This window comes from Winogradskyella sp. MH6, assembly GCF_022810765.1.
Taxonomy (GTDB): domain Bacteria; phylum Bacteroidota; class Bacteroidia; order Flavobacteriales; family Flavobacteriaceae; genus Winogradskyella.
This window is the reverse complement of sequence record NZ_CP094494.1, coordinates 2,984,796-2,999,231: the sequence shown is the minus strand read 5'-3', so window position 1 is coordinate 2,999,231 and position 14,436 is coordinate 2,984,796. Positions and strand designations below refer to the sequence as shown.

The window sequence follows — 14,436 nt, the reverse complement described above, 5'->3', positions numbered from 1 at the left end:
AATTTCTTTCGGTAAAAAGTTTAAGTGGGTAAGAACAAACAAAAATGTCTTTGTTGCTTAATTAGTAATTTAATAAATCTTTTATAGCATCCTCAAATTTTCCTTTGGCAAGATATTGTTGCTCTAGCTGTGGTGCAAATGGTATAGGAGTTTCCATACTTGCGACACGTTTTACAGGCGCATCTAAATACTCAAAACATTCTTCCATTAGCATTGCAGAAATATCACTTGCAATACCTCCAAACATGCTATCTTCTTGAAGAATTATAGCTTTTCCAGTCTTCTTTACAGAACTTAATATCGCTTCTTTGTCTAAAGGTTGTAGTGTTCTTAAATCAATTAAGTCTGCTGAAATATCAACATTGTTTTCTAATGTCTCTAGAGCCCAATGCACACCAGCACCATAAGTAATAATGGTAACTGCTTCACCTTCTTTTAATAATGCTGCTTTACCAAAAGGTAACGTGTAATAATCGGTTGGCACATCTTGTCTTATACTTCTGTATAGTGCTTTGTGCTCAAAAAATAGTATTGGGTTAGGATCATTTATTGCAGTGGCTAACAAGCCTTTGGCATCATAAGGAAAGGCAGGATATACTACCTTTAATCCAGGTGTTTTTGTAAACCAAGCCTCATTAGTTTGGGAATGAAAGGGACCTGCTGCAACACCTGCTCCACAAGGCATACGTACTACAACGTCTGCATTTTGTTTCCAACGGTAATGTGATTTTGCTAGATAATTCACAATAGGATTAAAGCCAGAGGTTACAAAGTCAGAGAATTGCATTTCAACAACAGCTTTCATACCTGCAATGGATAGACCCATTCCAGCTTCTACAATCGCAGATTCGCATATTGGTGTGTTTCTAACCCTATCTTTGCCAAACTGATCTACAAAGCCTTCAGTAATTTTAAAAACACCTCCATACTCGGCAATGTCTTGTCCCATAATTACTAAGTCCTTATGCTTTTCCATAGATTGTTTTAAACCCTCTGAAATGGCATCAATAAGACGCAATTCCTTCAAACTCGAATTAGGTTTAAAATCTTCATAATCAAACGATTTATACACATCATTTAACTCAGTACTTTCATTAGGACTTATTTCAGCTTCTGCATACGCAGAATCCAAAGAAGCATCAATTTCAGCCTTAATTTCAGTGACGTATTTGTCGTCAATTTCAGCAGATAATATTTTTTTGCTAAACAAATAGCTTCTAAAATTCTCTATTGGGTCTTTGGCTTCCCACTCTTCCATTAATTCCTTAGGAACATATTTTGTACCACTTGCTTCTTCATGACCACGTCGTCTGAAGGTTTTAAATTCTATTAAAATTGGTCTCGGACGTTTTCTTATGCTCTCAGCAAGTTTTTTAACCTTAGAATATGTTTCAATAATGTTATTTCCGTCTAGAATAAAAGATTCAATACCATAACCCTTACCTCTATCTGCCAGGTGCTTACAGTAATACTGCTCATTTGTAGGTGTTGATAATCCGTAACCATTATTCTCAATACAGAAAATTACTGGTAGTTGCCAAACTGAAGCTACATTTAGTGCTTCGTGAAAATCACCTTCGCTTGTTCCCCCTTCACCTGTAAAAACAGCAGTAACCTGTCCATTATTTTTTAAAAGATTAGCTAATGCAATACCATCTGCAACACCAAGTTGAGGTCCTAAATGAGAGATCATCCCAACTATATTGTACTCTTGTGTGCCAAAATGAAACGAACGGTCTCTTCCTTTAGTAAAACCACTCGCTTTACCTTGCCATTGGCAAAATAAACGATGCAGAGGAATTTCTCTAGTAGTAAATACACCAAGATTTCTATGCATTGGCAAAATATATTCATCTGATTTTAGAGCCATTGTAACACCAACAGAAATAGCTTCTTGCCCAATACCAGAAAACCATTTAGATATTTTTCCCTGTCGTAGTAAAATAAGCATCTTTTCCTCTATTAATCGAGGTCTTAGCATGTTGTAATAAAGTTTTAATAATACTTTATCACTTAGGTTGCGCTTATCGTACTCTATATTACTTTTGGTTATAGTCGGCATACATTATAAATTCTAATGCACCAAATGTAAATAAAATGCATTAATATTACAGAATTCACCTTATAAATGTATTTACCGCATATACATATTTTATTACTAATTCGTTACTTTTGTATATTGACTTAATTTTTAAATAAAATTCCAATGGATAGAATACCTAGTGTAGATTTAAAGGATTTCCTTTCAGAAGACCCAAATAGAAAACAAAAATTTATTGATGAAATTGGTAAAGCATACCAAGACATAGGTTTTGTTGCTTTAAAAGGGCATTTTTTAGATGATGAATTAGTTGATAGACTATATGCTGAAGTGAAAAACTTTTTCGATTTACCGCTTGAGGTTAAGGAAAGTTACGAAATACCTGGTATTGGTGGTCAAAGAGGTTATGTGTCTTTTGGAAAAGAAAGTGCAAAGGGTAAAAAAGAAGGAGATTTAAAAGAGTTTTGGCATTTTGGACAGTATGTTGAAGATGATGAAGAGCGCAAAAAAGAATACCCTGAAAATGTTGAAGTAAAAGAATTACCTGAGTTTAATAAAGTAGGAAAAGAGACCTACCAAATGTTAGAAAAAACAGCAAAGTACGTACTGCGTGCTTTAGCTTTACATCTTGGCTTAGAAGAAACTTATTTTGATAATTATATTCACAATGGTAATTCTATATTAAGACCAATACATTATCCTCCAATTACACAAGAACCTAAAAATGCGGTAAGAGCTGCTGCTCATGGTGATATCAACCTGATTACACTTTTAATGGGAGCTCAAGGTAGAGGCTTGCAAGTACAACGCCACGATGGCGAATGGTTAGATGCTATTGCAGAACCAGACGAATTAATGATAAACGTTGGTGATATGTTATCTAGACATTCTAACAACAAACTAAAATCAACTATCCATCGTGTTGTTAATCCACCTAGAGAACTATGGGGAACATCGCGCTACTCTATTCCTTTCTTTATGCATCCAATTAGCGAAATGAAATTAGATGTTTTAGACAGTTGTGTAGATGAAGACAACCCCAAATTATATGAAGATATTACTGCAGGCGAATTTTTAAATGAGCGTTTAGTAGAACTTGGATTGATTAAAAAATAATGGACCTACAAGACCAATTAAAAAATCTCTTTCCAGATCACGTCCCTGAGCCATCACAAGACGAAAATGATGATAAAAGCGACATTTGGCTACAAGATGATCCTATTATTTGTAAGTATGAAAAGCGTAAAGGAAAGCCAATTACTATTTTAGAAGGCTACACAGGTGCTTCTGAAGATTTCAAAATACTTGCTAAAGAACTAAAAACCAAACTTAGTGTTGGTGGTAGTTTTAAGGATGATAAAATTATCATTCAAGGAGATTATCGCGATAAAATAATGACTATTCTTAAAGAAAAAGGGTTTAACGTAAAACGCGTAGGAGGCTAATTTTATGACTAAGAAAATCCTTCATATTACTAATGGTAGTGTGCTTACCGAGTATTTAAAAGAGCTCGATTTTAAAGATGATATTTTAACCTGGCAAGAAATGCTTTGCGAAGGACCTACCATTCCAAAGATAGATTCTGAAGAGTTTTTTAAAATAAGAAGCCAATTTTTAAAAGAATACTACGATATTGAAGTAGATAACAAAGAGCTTCAACAAGAGCTTTCAAAGCTAAATAATGCAGATAAGTATGACGAAATTCACTTGTGGTTTGAATATGATTTGTTTTGCCATATTAATCTCTTAGGTGTATTAAATCTTTTACATCAAAAAGAAATAAAAAAACCGCTTTACCTTATTTGTAGTGGTCGTGTTGAAGGTGAAAAAAACCTGAAAGGATTAGGAGAACTTACACAATCTCAATTATTAGATCATTATAACAAACGTGTAAGATTAACTAATGAAGACAAAGAACTAGCCATTACCTTATGGAGAACTTATTGTGGCAAAGACCATAATATTCTAAAGCCATATATAGTAAAAGAGTCTAGTTTTAAATATATGAGCAGTTGTCTAAAAGCACATTTAAAACGTTTCCCGCATCAAAAAAGCGGACTTAGTGTATTAGAAGACAATATACTTCGTTTAGTTAGAGATAATGACATTAAATCTAAACATCATTTATTAGGCTACAGCCTAAATTACCAAGGTTATTATGGTTTTGGAGACTCTCAGCATATTCGCCTAATTGAAAAATTGAGCATCTTTTTTGAAGAAAATGAAAGTAGCCTAAAACTTAATAGAGAAGGCCACGAAGCATTGCTAAGACAACATAATTTTGCAACTGAGGTTAATAACAATATGACCTACGGAGGCGTAAATCGTTTAGAATTTCAATTTAGTATAGACCAAAACAAACTTGTAAAGACCATATTACATGTCAATTAAAGATTCAGAACTTATTTTAAATCCAGATGGTAGTGTTTATCATTTAAATTTAAAGCCAGAAAATATTTCAGATACCATCATATTTGTTGGTGACCAAGATCGTGTAGAAAAAATCACAAAACATTTTGATAGTATTGAATTCAGTACTCAAAAAAGGGAGTTTAAAACACAGACAGGCTATTACAAAGACCGAAGAATCACTGTAATATCCACTGGTATTGGTCCAGATAACATTGATATTGTTCTCAACGAACTAGATGCTTTGGTAAATATTGATCTTAAAACCCGTAAACCAAAAACACAATTAACGAGTCTCAATATTATAAGAATTGGTACTTCAGGTTCATTACAAGCCGATATACCTGTTGATGCTTTTGTTATGAGCACACATGGTTTAGACCTTAATGGTATGCTTCATTTTTATCAAATAGATGGCATTAGTAATCCAGAAATTGAAGACGCTTTTATAGAGCACACCAACTGGGATATAAACAAAGCGCGACCAATAATTATTAACAATAGTAAGTACCTAGAAAAGTATTTTGAAAGCGACAAAATGTTTAAAGGCATGACAGGTACTGCTGGTGGGTTTTATGGCCCACAAGGTAGAGTGTTACGTTTACCTTTACATGATGCAGGTTTAAATGCCAAATTAGATAACTTTAACTATAAAGAATTCCGTATCACAAATTTTGAAATGGAAACTTCAGTCATATATGGGTTATCAAAACTATTAGGTCATGAAGCATTATCTTTAAATGCAATAATCGCTAATAGAGCTACAGGAGATTTTAGTAAAGACCCTAAAGGTACTGTTGAAAAATTAATTGTATACGCTTTAGAGCGCATAGTAAATATTTAATATCACTTAAATATTGATACAAATTCTGATTAAATGAAAAAAGTAAACATAGGCGGAGTTCCAGAACATTTTAATTTGGCTTGGTATTTAACCCTTAAAAACGGCGAATACAAAGCAGAAGACATTAACTTACGCTGGCACGATTATTACGGAGGAACTGGTGCTATGAACAAAGCGCTTCGATCAGGAGATATTGATATTGCAGTAATTTTAACCGAAGGTATTATAAAAGACATCATAGATGGTAACCCTTCTAGCATTGTGCAAACCTTTGTAGAAACTCCTTTAATTTGGGGAATTCATGTAGCAGACAAATCTAACTTTTATACTATCGAAGATATTAAAGGCACAAGGGCAGCTATAAGCAGATATGGTTCAGGTTCTCATTTAATGGCTTACATAAATGCTCAAAACAACAATTGGAATTTGGATACTGATCTAAATTTTGAAGTTATTAAAAATTTAAATGGTGCTGTTGAAGGATTAACCAACGGAGATGCAGATTACTTTATGTGGGAAAAATTCACAACAAAACCATTGGTAGACGATGGTGTTTTTAGACGTGTTGGAGAATGCCCTACTCCATGGCCATGTTTTGTCATCGCTGTACGAAATGAATTTATTGAGAATAACGAAGAAGAGCTTAAGACGATTTTAGATATTATCAATACAACAACATCAGATTTTAAATCCATACCAAGTATCGATAGAACTATAGCCAATCGTTACGACCAAGAAATTGAAGATGTACAAGAATGGTTGTCTTTAACTGAGTGGTCACAAGAATTAATAGATAAAAAGACCATTAACAATATACAAGAACAACTTTTTAGCCTAGATATTATTCCTAAAAAAGTTGATTATTCTGATCTAGTTCACAAGATTTAGTACTTAAATACATACAAATCAATGGAATTAGACCAAAAATGATTTGGTACTAAAAATCGTTGAAACACTAGTATACATCGACAAAAGATGTTAATTTTTGTTAAAGATTTTAAAGTTAAATCTTACACTTTTTGTTCATAACTTTCAGTATTTCAAATTTTTAGTTACATTTGTTTAACCAAATCAAAGCTATTAACACAAGAAAAAGATTAATATGATTATAACAATTACTCTGATTCTATCCTTTTTAGTCGCTGTTAACTTTTTATTATTAATATTTAGTTGTAACAAAACTTCTAAGAAAGTTGAAAACAAAAAGCCACGTGTTATTCGTGCTAAAAAACCTACATCTACTCTAGTTTCCAATCAATTACAGTCAGGTCAACTTGCTCCAACAGGGAGTTAGTCTTACTGAAGTGTTTATTGCCAAACCAATACCCTCTATTAGCGCTTAAAGGAGATGGATGTCCTGTTTCTAAAATTGAATGTGAAGCTGCATTAATTAATTTCTTTTTCTTTTTTGCAAAACCTCCCCAAAGTAAGAATACCACATTTTGTTTTTTCTCACTTATCACTTGTATAACAGCATCTGTAAATTGCTCCCAGCCTTTGTTTTGATGGCTTCCTGCTTGATGAGCTCTGACCGTAAGCGTAGCATTTAGCAACAGTACACCTTGATCTGCCCAAGGCATAAGATTGCCACTTTTGGGATATGAAATACCAAGATCTGTTTCAATTTCTTTAAAAATATTAATCAATGAAGGAGGATGCGGTATACCATCGTTAACAGAAAAACACAAGCCATTTGCTTGTCCATCACCATGATAAGGGTCTTGACCTATAATAACTACTTTAGTATCTTCGAATGAACAATGGTTAAATGCATTAAATATATCTGAACCTTTAGGAAAGCATTTATGGTTTTTATATTCAGTTTTTACAAAATCGGTTAAACTCTTAAAATATGGTTTGTCAAACTCAGTTTGTAAATATGGTTTCCAACTTGGATGTATATCAATATTCATAAATATTATTTTCCCAAAAATAAGAATTAGCACTTAATTATAGTGTTGGGTATATCACAACATTTACCCTAAATTTGCAACGCTTAAAAATTTAAAACTCATGATACGTATTCATGAAAAAACCTTAAAAGACCTCGAGTTTTTTACGGTTTTAGAACAAATTTCAGAACAAACAATTACTGCTTTAGGTAAAGAAGCTGTATTGAGTGTTCGACCTATTGAGGTCGAGACACAATTGGTTCGTGAGTTAGATTATGTAAATGAGTACCTATCTTCCTTTGATAATGATAACCGCATTCCAAATCATGGTTTCGAGTCGATTTCAAAAGAGATTAAACTTCTAAATATAGAAAACACCTATTTAGAGATTTCGAGTCTGCAAAAGCTAGTAAGCATGTCTCTAACTTCTAATGCTATTGTTAAGTTTTTAGAAAAATTTAAAGAATACTACCCAAAACTTCAACAGTATAGTAGTCATATTGAAGTTACAACTACCATCATAGAACAAGTAGATGCAGTAGTAGATCGTTTTGGAGATATTAAGGACGATGCATCACCTAAGCTTTCAGAATTACGACAAGAAATTGGTAAATTAAAAGGGAAAATAAACAGTAGTTTTTCCTCAGCCTTAACGAGATATCATGGCTTAGATTACCTTGACGATATAAGAGAGTCTGTTGTAGATAACAGACGTGTTCTTGCTGTTAAAGCTATGTACCGAAGAAAAGTAAAAGGTGCTATAATGGGAGGTAGTAAAACGGGTAGTATTGTATACATAGAACCAGAAACCACCTTACAGCATACCAGAGAGCTTAATAATCTTGAATATGAAGAGAAAGAGGAAATCATCAAAATTTTAAAAGAGTTAACGGATTATATTAGACTTTTTCTACCGCTTCTTAATGATTGCCAAACCTTTTTAACCAAGATAGACGTTATCTCTGCTAAGGCAAAATATGCCAGAAGCATGGATGCTATATTGCCAGAATTAACCAATGAACGCAAATTATTTTTAAAGGACGCCTATCACCCACTACTCTATTTAACCAATAAAGAAAAAGGTGAAAAGACATTTCCACAAACCATTGAATTAAGTACCGAAAATAGAATTATTGTTATTTCTGGTCCTAATGCTGGCGGAAAAAGTATTACACTAAAAACTGTTGGATTATTACAAGCTATGCTACAAAGTGGTATGCTTATTCCTGTGCACGAACGCAGTGTGGCATGTCTTTTTGATCGTGTAGTTAGCGATATAGGAGATAACCAATCTATAGAAAATCATCTAAGTACTTATAGTTATCGCTTAAAACAGATGAATTATTTTTTAAAGAAAGTCAATAACAAAACACTTTTTTTAATAGATGAATTTGGTACAGGTAGCGACCCTGAACTTGGTGGTGCTTTAGCAGAAACTTTTTTAGAGGTCTTTTATGAGCGTGAAGCCTTCGGAATTATAACCACACATTACTCTAACCTAAAGTTATTAGCCAACGAGTTACCAAACATGCAAAACGCTAACATGCTTTTTAACGAAAAGAGTCTGGAACCTATGTACAAATTGGTTACAGGACAAGCTGGAAGTTCTTTTACGTTTGAAGTTGCACAGAAAAACGGCATTCCGTATAGTTTAATCAATAAATCTAAAAAGAAGATTGAGCGTGGCAAAGTAAGATTTGATGCTACCATTGCTAAGCTACAGAAAGAACGAAGTAAGTTAGAGCGCACTGAGCGTTCATTAAAAGAAAACGAAAAAAAGAAACTCTCTGAGGCTGAAAAGTTAGAAGAAACTAACGAAAAGATTCAAAAGAAATTAGAGAGCTTTCAAGAGTTGTACGATAGCAATCAACGTCTCATTTACTTAGGTCAAAAAGTTAATGACCTTGCGGAAAAGTTTTTTGATAATAAGCGAAAACGTGAATTAATGTCTGAGTTATTCAGGTTGGTTCAAATTGAAAATGCAAAGCGCAAAAAAATATCTGCAAAACAAAAGCGTGCCGAAAAAGCCAAAGAAAAGCAGATAAAACAAGAAGCGGAAAAAAAGGTTGACGTTATCCGTAAAAAGAAAAAAGCAGCTAAAAAGAAAGAAGTTATTGTAGAAAAACCCAAACCAATATTAAAAGTTGGTGATCGCGTACGTATGCACGATGGAAAAGCTGTTGGAAGCATTGACGCTATCGAAAAAGGAAAAGCTACAGTAAACTATGGCTTATTTACAACTAATGTAAGTGTAGACTTGTTAGAATTGGTTGAAGCTAAAAAATAAAAACCAAGGCTTTAACTTCAAAAAAACCTTGGTTTTAAAATTAATTTTTAATTAGGGTAATTATCGCATGCACTAGCTGGGTTTGTTGAGCAACTTGTACAGAGTGCTATATCTCCATTTCCCCAACCTGTAGGATTATAACCTCTAAGACAAATATTTGAGCTCACATAACCAGGCGCACCAGCTGTAAATGGTTCCCATCCGCCAATGCCTAAAGTGCCAAAGTACTCTAGATCGTACTCTACATTCCATGCACCATCTGGTATATTAAAGGTTTGTTGACTTTCATCTGTAATAGTTGTCCATCCAGAATCAAAATACATTTCTTCATCAGCCTCGTTATAGCTATAATAATATCTAAATCGCAAATTACGCACTTCAAAATCATTATAAACTTTTATTTGTTCGTGTTCGTATGGATTACTACCACATTCTTCAACTGTGTAATCTGTTGTATAACCCATTTTTGCAATAGAATTGTCATTTAAGTATCTTATGGTATATGCAATAGGAACACCTGGATTTGTAGCACTGTAAACTGCATTTTCACCTGTAATAATATAATTTAAAGCCCCTGGACCTTCAGACATATTTGCAGCATCTACTGCACTAGAACTTACTTCTGCATTACCACCTATCGTTATAATATTAATTGACGATTCTTCAAGAACCTCTTCATAAGTTGAATTAATATCTATTTCTCCTTCATTAACACCTGTGGTATATTGCAAAACCGATTCTAAGCTTATATCAGTATTCATATTGGTCGTCTCCATTCGCAACATTATAATACGTCCATAGTTTACAGAGCTTACATAAGCCGCTGGATTTTCTTCATTTATTATCGTTTGCACATTTTCTAAACTAACGTTTGGTCCAAAAACACCCGCAGGATTAATGCTCTGTGGTGTATTCATGGTAACTGTATAAAACACTTGTTTAAAAACCATTGAAGCTACTCGTCGTTCTGAATTGCTTTCAAGTTCCATTTGAGATGCTATAGAACCTGTTGCCCAAGCTGAATTTAATCCTATATCTAAACTCAATTGTGTAGAAGAATACGATGTTGCTGCTTGGTAAGAAGAATTAGATGCATTAACATAACCATCTTGGTAGGCATTATTGTTCCACCAGTTTAAAGCGTCGTCAATACCCACTTGTACCGTGGCATTATTTGGGTCATCAATTTCTATAACACCATTAGATCCTATACCTGGTAAGTCTACGGTTAATGTCATAGGTGCTCTATCAATTGAAATCGGATTTGGTGCACCGTCTAACATATCTTGATTGCCTACTACCAGAGCACCTGGATAAATAACTCCTGCAACTGGTCTAAGAATAGCCACGTCATCAAAGTTAGATTCTAGAGTATAATCTTTTGTTACACAATTTACAATATTACCTTCATATACAGTATTGTCTGTATTTTGGCTGTTTAATGTTCTTTGTGATGCACTTCCGCCTGTATCTTGTACATTAAGCATGGCTTCTGGGTCATAGTTTAATCCAAAAATATACTCGTTAATACTCTCGGCATCTGGATTTATTGGGTCACTAAAATTTTCATCCTTATTACAACTGAATAGAGCTAGAATAAGTAATACAGTTAATACATAATTTGCTTTCATAATAATAGAATTTTGTGGTTAGTATTTGTAGTGATCTTAAATTGGCAAGTCTGCAGCCTTATCCAAATTAAGACACCACAAAATTGTTTTGTCGCTTTTCGACAATTCAAATCTATCTATGAAAATTGCTGAAATCTAATTTTTGGCATGGACAAAGTATGGACAAGAGTTTATAAATTTTATATATTCTTCATAAAAATTGAAAACCAAAAAATATTTTAAATAACTGTATTTCAACTAATTAAACACGTCTATCGAAAGCTAATCTATGGACAAGTTATAGACATTAGTTATATATTATTTCTTAAGCTAAACTTACAACTGTCCATGCCATTTTAAATTTAACTAACTTCGTTACAACTAATTACAAAATTATTTTGTTATGATTTTTCGCATTATAGTACTTATTGTTCTCTGCTTTTCGTCATCGCTATTTGCACAAAGACAAGCAAAAATTGATAGCCTTAAAAAGGAACTTTCAAAATCTAAAATGAATATGCAGCGATTTCATATTCTTAATCACTTATGGAATGAAAATATCAATAACAGAATTGAAGAGTCTCTATCATTTTCAGAGGATATGATAAACCTTGGTGAGGTTCTTAAAATTGACACTATTATAGGATTTGGTCTGGAAAGGAAAGCTGTAACTTATTCTTACATGAACAAATTTGACAGCTCTAATGTTTACTTTAACAAAGCTTTGAAAATTTACAAACAACTCAATGACTACAAAAAAATAGCAGGAATAGAACGTAATCTAGGACAGGATCATAACATGATTGGAAATTTAGACAGTGCATACTACTATTATGATTTGGCAGAAAAAAATTATTCAAAAGCAAGTGATATGGTCGGCATTGCAGATATATACAATTCCAAATCTATTGTTTATTTAATGAAAGGCTATTATAATTTAGCCTTGGAAAATGCACTAAAAGCCGAAAAAATATACACTGACAAAAAATTATCTATGGATCTAAATCAAAATAGATTGGTTATTGCTAGTGTGTATGGGGAAATGAAGGATACTGTAAACGCCATAGACTATCATAAAAAAACACTAAAATTCTTTGAAAACGAAAGTCAGAAAAGACAGTATGCGAGTACGCTAAATTTAATTTTAGCCTTACAATTACCTAACAAAGAAAAAAATGATGAAAACAAAAAGCTTATAGATGAGCTTGTAGAAATTAGTAGTTCCTTAAAAGATGAAAGTCTTATTGGTGATGCGCAAGAAAAAAAAGCACAATTTATGTTGATAAACGGGAACGTAAATGAAGCTAAAACTATTTTTGAATCGCTACTACAAAAAAATGATAGTTATTCATTAGCATATGTAAATATGTATTTAGGCGAGACATTGATTTTACTTAAAGACTATACTAATGCCTTAGAGCATTTAAATACATCAAAAATTGAAGCTGATAAAAATAATCTTGATGCTCTAAAACCAAAAATTCACAAACTAATGTCACTAGCCTATCAAGCAATAGGTAATTTTGAAAATGGCTTGAAACATTACAAAATCTATAAAAAATTAGAAGATAATATCTCTAGTACTGAGATAAATAATCGTTTTTCCGAATTGCAAACTATTTACGAAACCGAAAAAAAAGAAGCTGAAATAACCTTACAAGAAAAGGAAATTAAGACTTTAAACGTTCAAGCAGAAAACGACAAACTTACCAAAACACTATACGGTATTGGTATGTTCTCTTTTTTATCTATTGCAGCTCTACTCTATTTTGGGTTTAAACAACGTATAAAAAAGAATAAAATAGAACGCGAAAAACAAGAAGAAATGTATAAAAAGGAAATTGCTTTTAAAAAGAAGGAGTTAGCCTCTCAAACGCTTCATCTTGTTCAAAAAAACACGTTTATACAAGAACTCAAAGAAAACTTAGAGAAGATTAAAAAATCACCAGAACTGTTTAAAGTAGAATTCAGAAGGCTTGTCATGCTCCTTAAAAAGGAAAGTGCAGAAGATAAAGATTGGGAGGTTTTTAAATCTTATTTCTCAGAAGTACACAATAATTTTGACAATAAAATTAAAGCCATTGCTAAGGATATTACGGAAAAAGAGATACGCTTAGCATCGTTTCTACGAATGAACTTATCAACTAAGGAAATCGCATCTATGTTAAACGTGTTACCAGATAGTGTGCTAAAATCAAAATACCGTTTAAAGAAAAAACTTGAGCTAAGCAAAGAAGATGATTTAACGCAATTTTTAAATACTTTGTAGTAAGGCATAATATCTTTGTATTATTGTCATTCCTGCGAAGCAGGAATCCTCAAGTTAAAATTGTTTTAAAATAGATTCCTGTTTTCGCAGGAATGAGAAACTATGGAGAACATTCTAAAAGACAAACAACTCATACTCTTTGATGGTGTATGCAATCTTTGCAACAGTAGTGTTTTGTACGTTATTAAACGAGATAAAGAGAATAAATTTTTATTCGCACCACTTCAAAGTAATGTTGGTAAATCTATAACTGATCAATTTAAAATAGATACAAACAAAATAGACTCTATTCTTCTTTACAATCCTGTTAAGGAAAAAGTCTATTCAAAATCTACTGCTGCTTTACATGTTGCCAAACAGCTTAACCTTCCTACCAGTTTAATGACTGTTTTTTTTATTGTACCTCCTTTTATAAGAAATTGGGTGTATGATTATGTTGCTAAAAACCGATATAAATGGTATGGTAAAAAAGAGGCCTGTATGATACCAACACCAGAATTAAAAGCTAAATTTCTTATGTAAAAAAGCCTCTTAGCATATATACTAAAAGGCTTTCTTAAAAATTAACAACTTACTTAAAACTAATTTAACTTAAACAAAATTCAATTCGTTTTGAGGGAAAAATTTCGAATTGGTTAATAGCACAAATTTTGTTTCTTCAAAAATAAAGCAAACCTCTCTGCTTGAGTTAAAAAACTCGATATAAGCCCATAATTATTGTTCTAAATGATAAAAACGCAAAAATATTCCATGAAATGTGTGTTTACTCATTGAGTATATAACTTCACGTACCGAGAACCAAACCTCACTAAATTTTAGTTTTCATAATAACATACATGAAATACTTTTGAGTACAAGCTTTTTAAGTTAATGGTTTTAAGCTTAGTAATTTTTAAGCCTCAAAGCGAGATAATATTCAGTTTAACCCTAGCTTCTGTTAGTTAGGAATGAGTTAAATTCCTAAAAGAAACATGTCTAACTTCTTTTAGGTGCCTTAAAATAAGGTTAGAAAGTATTTAGCTTTGAGGTTTTTATTTTAAGTTTTGTGTATAGTTTAGATTCTCTATATTTAAGCTTTCATTTT

11 protein-coding genes are annotated in these 14,436 nt (G+C 32.5%); 8 read left to right on the top strand and 3 right to left on the bottom strand.

All coding sequences use genetic code 11. From position 1 onward, the window contains the following. Window positions 1-61: 61 nt before the first annotated feature. The gene (locus MST30_RS13420; protein ID WP_243471916.1) at window positions 62-2,062 is read right to left on the bottom strand and encodes an alpha-ketoacid dehydrogenase subunit alpha/beta; all 2,001 of its coding nucleotides are present in this window, start codon (window positions 2,060-2,062) and stop codon (window positions 62-64) included. 144 nt (window positions 2,063-2,206) lie between these two features. Between MST30_RS13420 and MST30_RS13415 the strand changes: the two genes are divergently transcribed. Genes MST30_RS13415 through MST30_RS13395 form a run of 5 tightly spaced genes read left to right on the top strand, consistent with a single transcriptional unit; the run spans window position 2,207 to window position 6,182 of the window. Further along, entirely contained in the window at window positions 2,207-3,157 is a 951-nt protein-coding gene (locus tag MST30_RS13415; RefSeq protein WP_243471915.1) for an isopenicillin N synthase family dioxygenase, read from the top strand. Further along, on the top strand, window positions 3,157-3,486 hold the full coding sequence (locus MST30_RS13410) for a translation initiation factor (RefSeq protein ID WP_243471914.1): 330 nt from the start codon (window positions 3,157-3,159) through the stop codon (window positions 3,484-3,486). The genes MST30_RS13415 and MST30_RS13410 overlap by 1 nt, the downstream gene beginning before the upstream one ends. Before the next feature lie 4 nt (window positions 3,487-3,490). After that, complete coding sequence (locus MST30_RS13405; RefSeq protein WP_243471913.1) at window positions 3,491-4,432, top strand: DUF1835 domain-containing protein; 942 nt, start codon at window positions 3,491-3,493, stop codon at window positions 4,430-4,432. Further along, complete coding sequence (locus MST30_RS13400) at window positions 4,422-5,294, top strand: nucleoside phosphorylase (RefSeq protein ID WP_243471912.1); 873 nt, start codon at window positions 4,422-4,424, stop codon at window positions 5,292-5,294. The genes MST30_RS13405 and MST30_RS13400 overlap by 11 nt, the downstream gene beginning before the upstream one ends. A 33-nt stretch (window positions 5,295-5,327) precedes the next feature. Next, complete coding sequence (locus MST30_RS13395) at window positions 5,328-6,182, top strand: substrate-binding domain-containing protein (protein WP_243471911.1); 855 nt, start codon at window positions 5,328-5,330, stop codon at window positions 6,180-6,182. 350 nt (window positions 6,183-6,532) lie between these two features. Here the strand turns inward: MST30_RS13395 and MST30_RS13390 are convergent, their stop codons facing one another. Continuing rightward, window positions 6,533-7,207, bottom strand: coding sequence for a uracil-DNA glycosylase (locus MST30_RS13390; protein ID WP_243471910.1), 675 nt, complete (start codon window positions 7,205-7,207; stop codon window positions 6,533-6,535). A 100-nt stretch (window positions 7,208-7,307) separates the two neighbouring features. Here MST30_RS13390 and MST30_RS13385 point away from each other — a divergent pair, with 100 nt between their 5' ends. Beyond that, window positions 7,308-9,473 carry an endonuclease MutS2 gene (locus MST30_RS13385; RefSeq protein ID WP_243471909.1) on the top strand — a complete coding sequence of 722 codons (2,166 nt, stop codon included), beginning with the start codon at window positions 7,308-7,310 and terminating at the stop codon, window positions 9,471-9,473. 47 nt (window positions 9,474-9,520) lie between these two features. Here the strand turns inward: MST30_RS13385 and MST30_RS13380 are convergent, their stop codons facing one another. Further along, a complete protein-coding gene (locus tag MST30_RS13380) occupies window positions 9,521-11,104 on the bottom strand; it encodes a thiol-activated cytolysin family protein (RefSeq protein WP_243471908.1) in 1,584 nt (527 codons plus the stop codon). A 382-nt stretch (window positions 11,105-11,486) separates the two neighbouring features. On the opposite strand from MST30_RS13380, the gene MST30_RS13375 reads away from it, so the two are divergent. Both MST30_RS13375 and MST30_RS13370 read left to right on the top strand, forming a co-directional pair. After that, window positions 11,487-13,352, top strand: coding sequence for a tetratricopeptide repeat protein (locus tag MST30_RS13375; RefSeq protein WP_243471907.1), 1,866 nt, complete (start codon window positions 11,487-11,489; stop codon window positions 13,350-13,352). A gap of 102 nt (window positions 13,353-13,454) precedes the next feature. Continuing rightward, on the top strand, window positions 13,455-13,874 hold the full coding sequence (locus MST30_RS13370; RefSeq protein WP_243471906.1) for a thiol-disulfide oxidoreductase DCC family protein: 420 nt from the start codon (window positions 13,455-13,457) through the stop codon (window positions 13,872-13,874). Window positions 13,875-14,436 lie beyond the last annotated feature (562 nt).

What these genes read in the sequence shown, in the direction of transcription:
- MST30_RS13415 (WP_243471915.1), top strand. Translation starts at nt 2,207, where the DNA reads ATGGATAGAATACCTAGTGTAGATTTAAAGGATTTCCTTTCAGAAGAC.
- MST30_RS13385 (WP_243471909.1), top strand. Translation starts at nt 7,308, where the DNA reads ATGATACGTATTCATGAAAAAACCTTAAAAGACCTCGAGTTTTTTACG.
- MST30_RS13410 (WP_243471914.1), top strand. Translation starts at nt 3,157, where the DNA reads ATGGACCTACAAGACCAATTAAAAAATCTCTTTCCAGATCACGTCCCT.
- MST30_RS13420 (WP_243471916.1), bottom strand. Translation starts at nt 2,062, where the DNA reads ATGCCGACTATAACCAAAAGTAATATAGAGTACGATAAGCGCAACCTA.
- MST30_RS13395 (WP_243471911.1), top strand. Translation starts at nt 5,328, where the DNA reads ATGAAAAAAGTAAACATAGGCGGAGTTCCAGAACATTTTAATTTGGCT.
- MST30_RS13390 (WP_243471910.1), bottom strand. Translation starts at nt 7,207, where the DNA reads ATGAATATTGATATACATCCAAGTTGGAAACCATATTTACAAACTGAG.
- MST30_RS13370 (WP_243471906.1), top strand. Translation starts at nt 13,455, where the DNA reads ATGGAGAACATTCTAAAAGACAAACAACTCATACTCTTTGATGGTGTA.
- MST30_RS13380 (WP_243471908.1), bottom strand. Translation starts at nt 11,104, where the DNA reads ATGAAAGCAAATTATGTATTAACTGTATTACTTATTCTAGCTCTATTC.
- MST30_RS13375 (WP_243471907.1), top strand. Translation starts at nt 11,487, where the DNA reads ATGATTTTTCGCATTATAGTACTTATTGTTCTCTGCTTTTCGTCATCG.
- MST30_RS13400 (WP_243471912.1), top strand. Translation starts at nt 4,422, where the DNA reads ATGTCAATTAAAGATTCAGAACTTATTTTAAATCCAGATGGTAGTGTT.
- MST30_RS13405 (WP_243471913.1), top strand. Translation starts at nt 3,491, where the DNA reads ATGACTAAGAAAATCCTTCATATTACTAATGGTAGTGTGCTTACCGAG.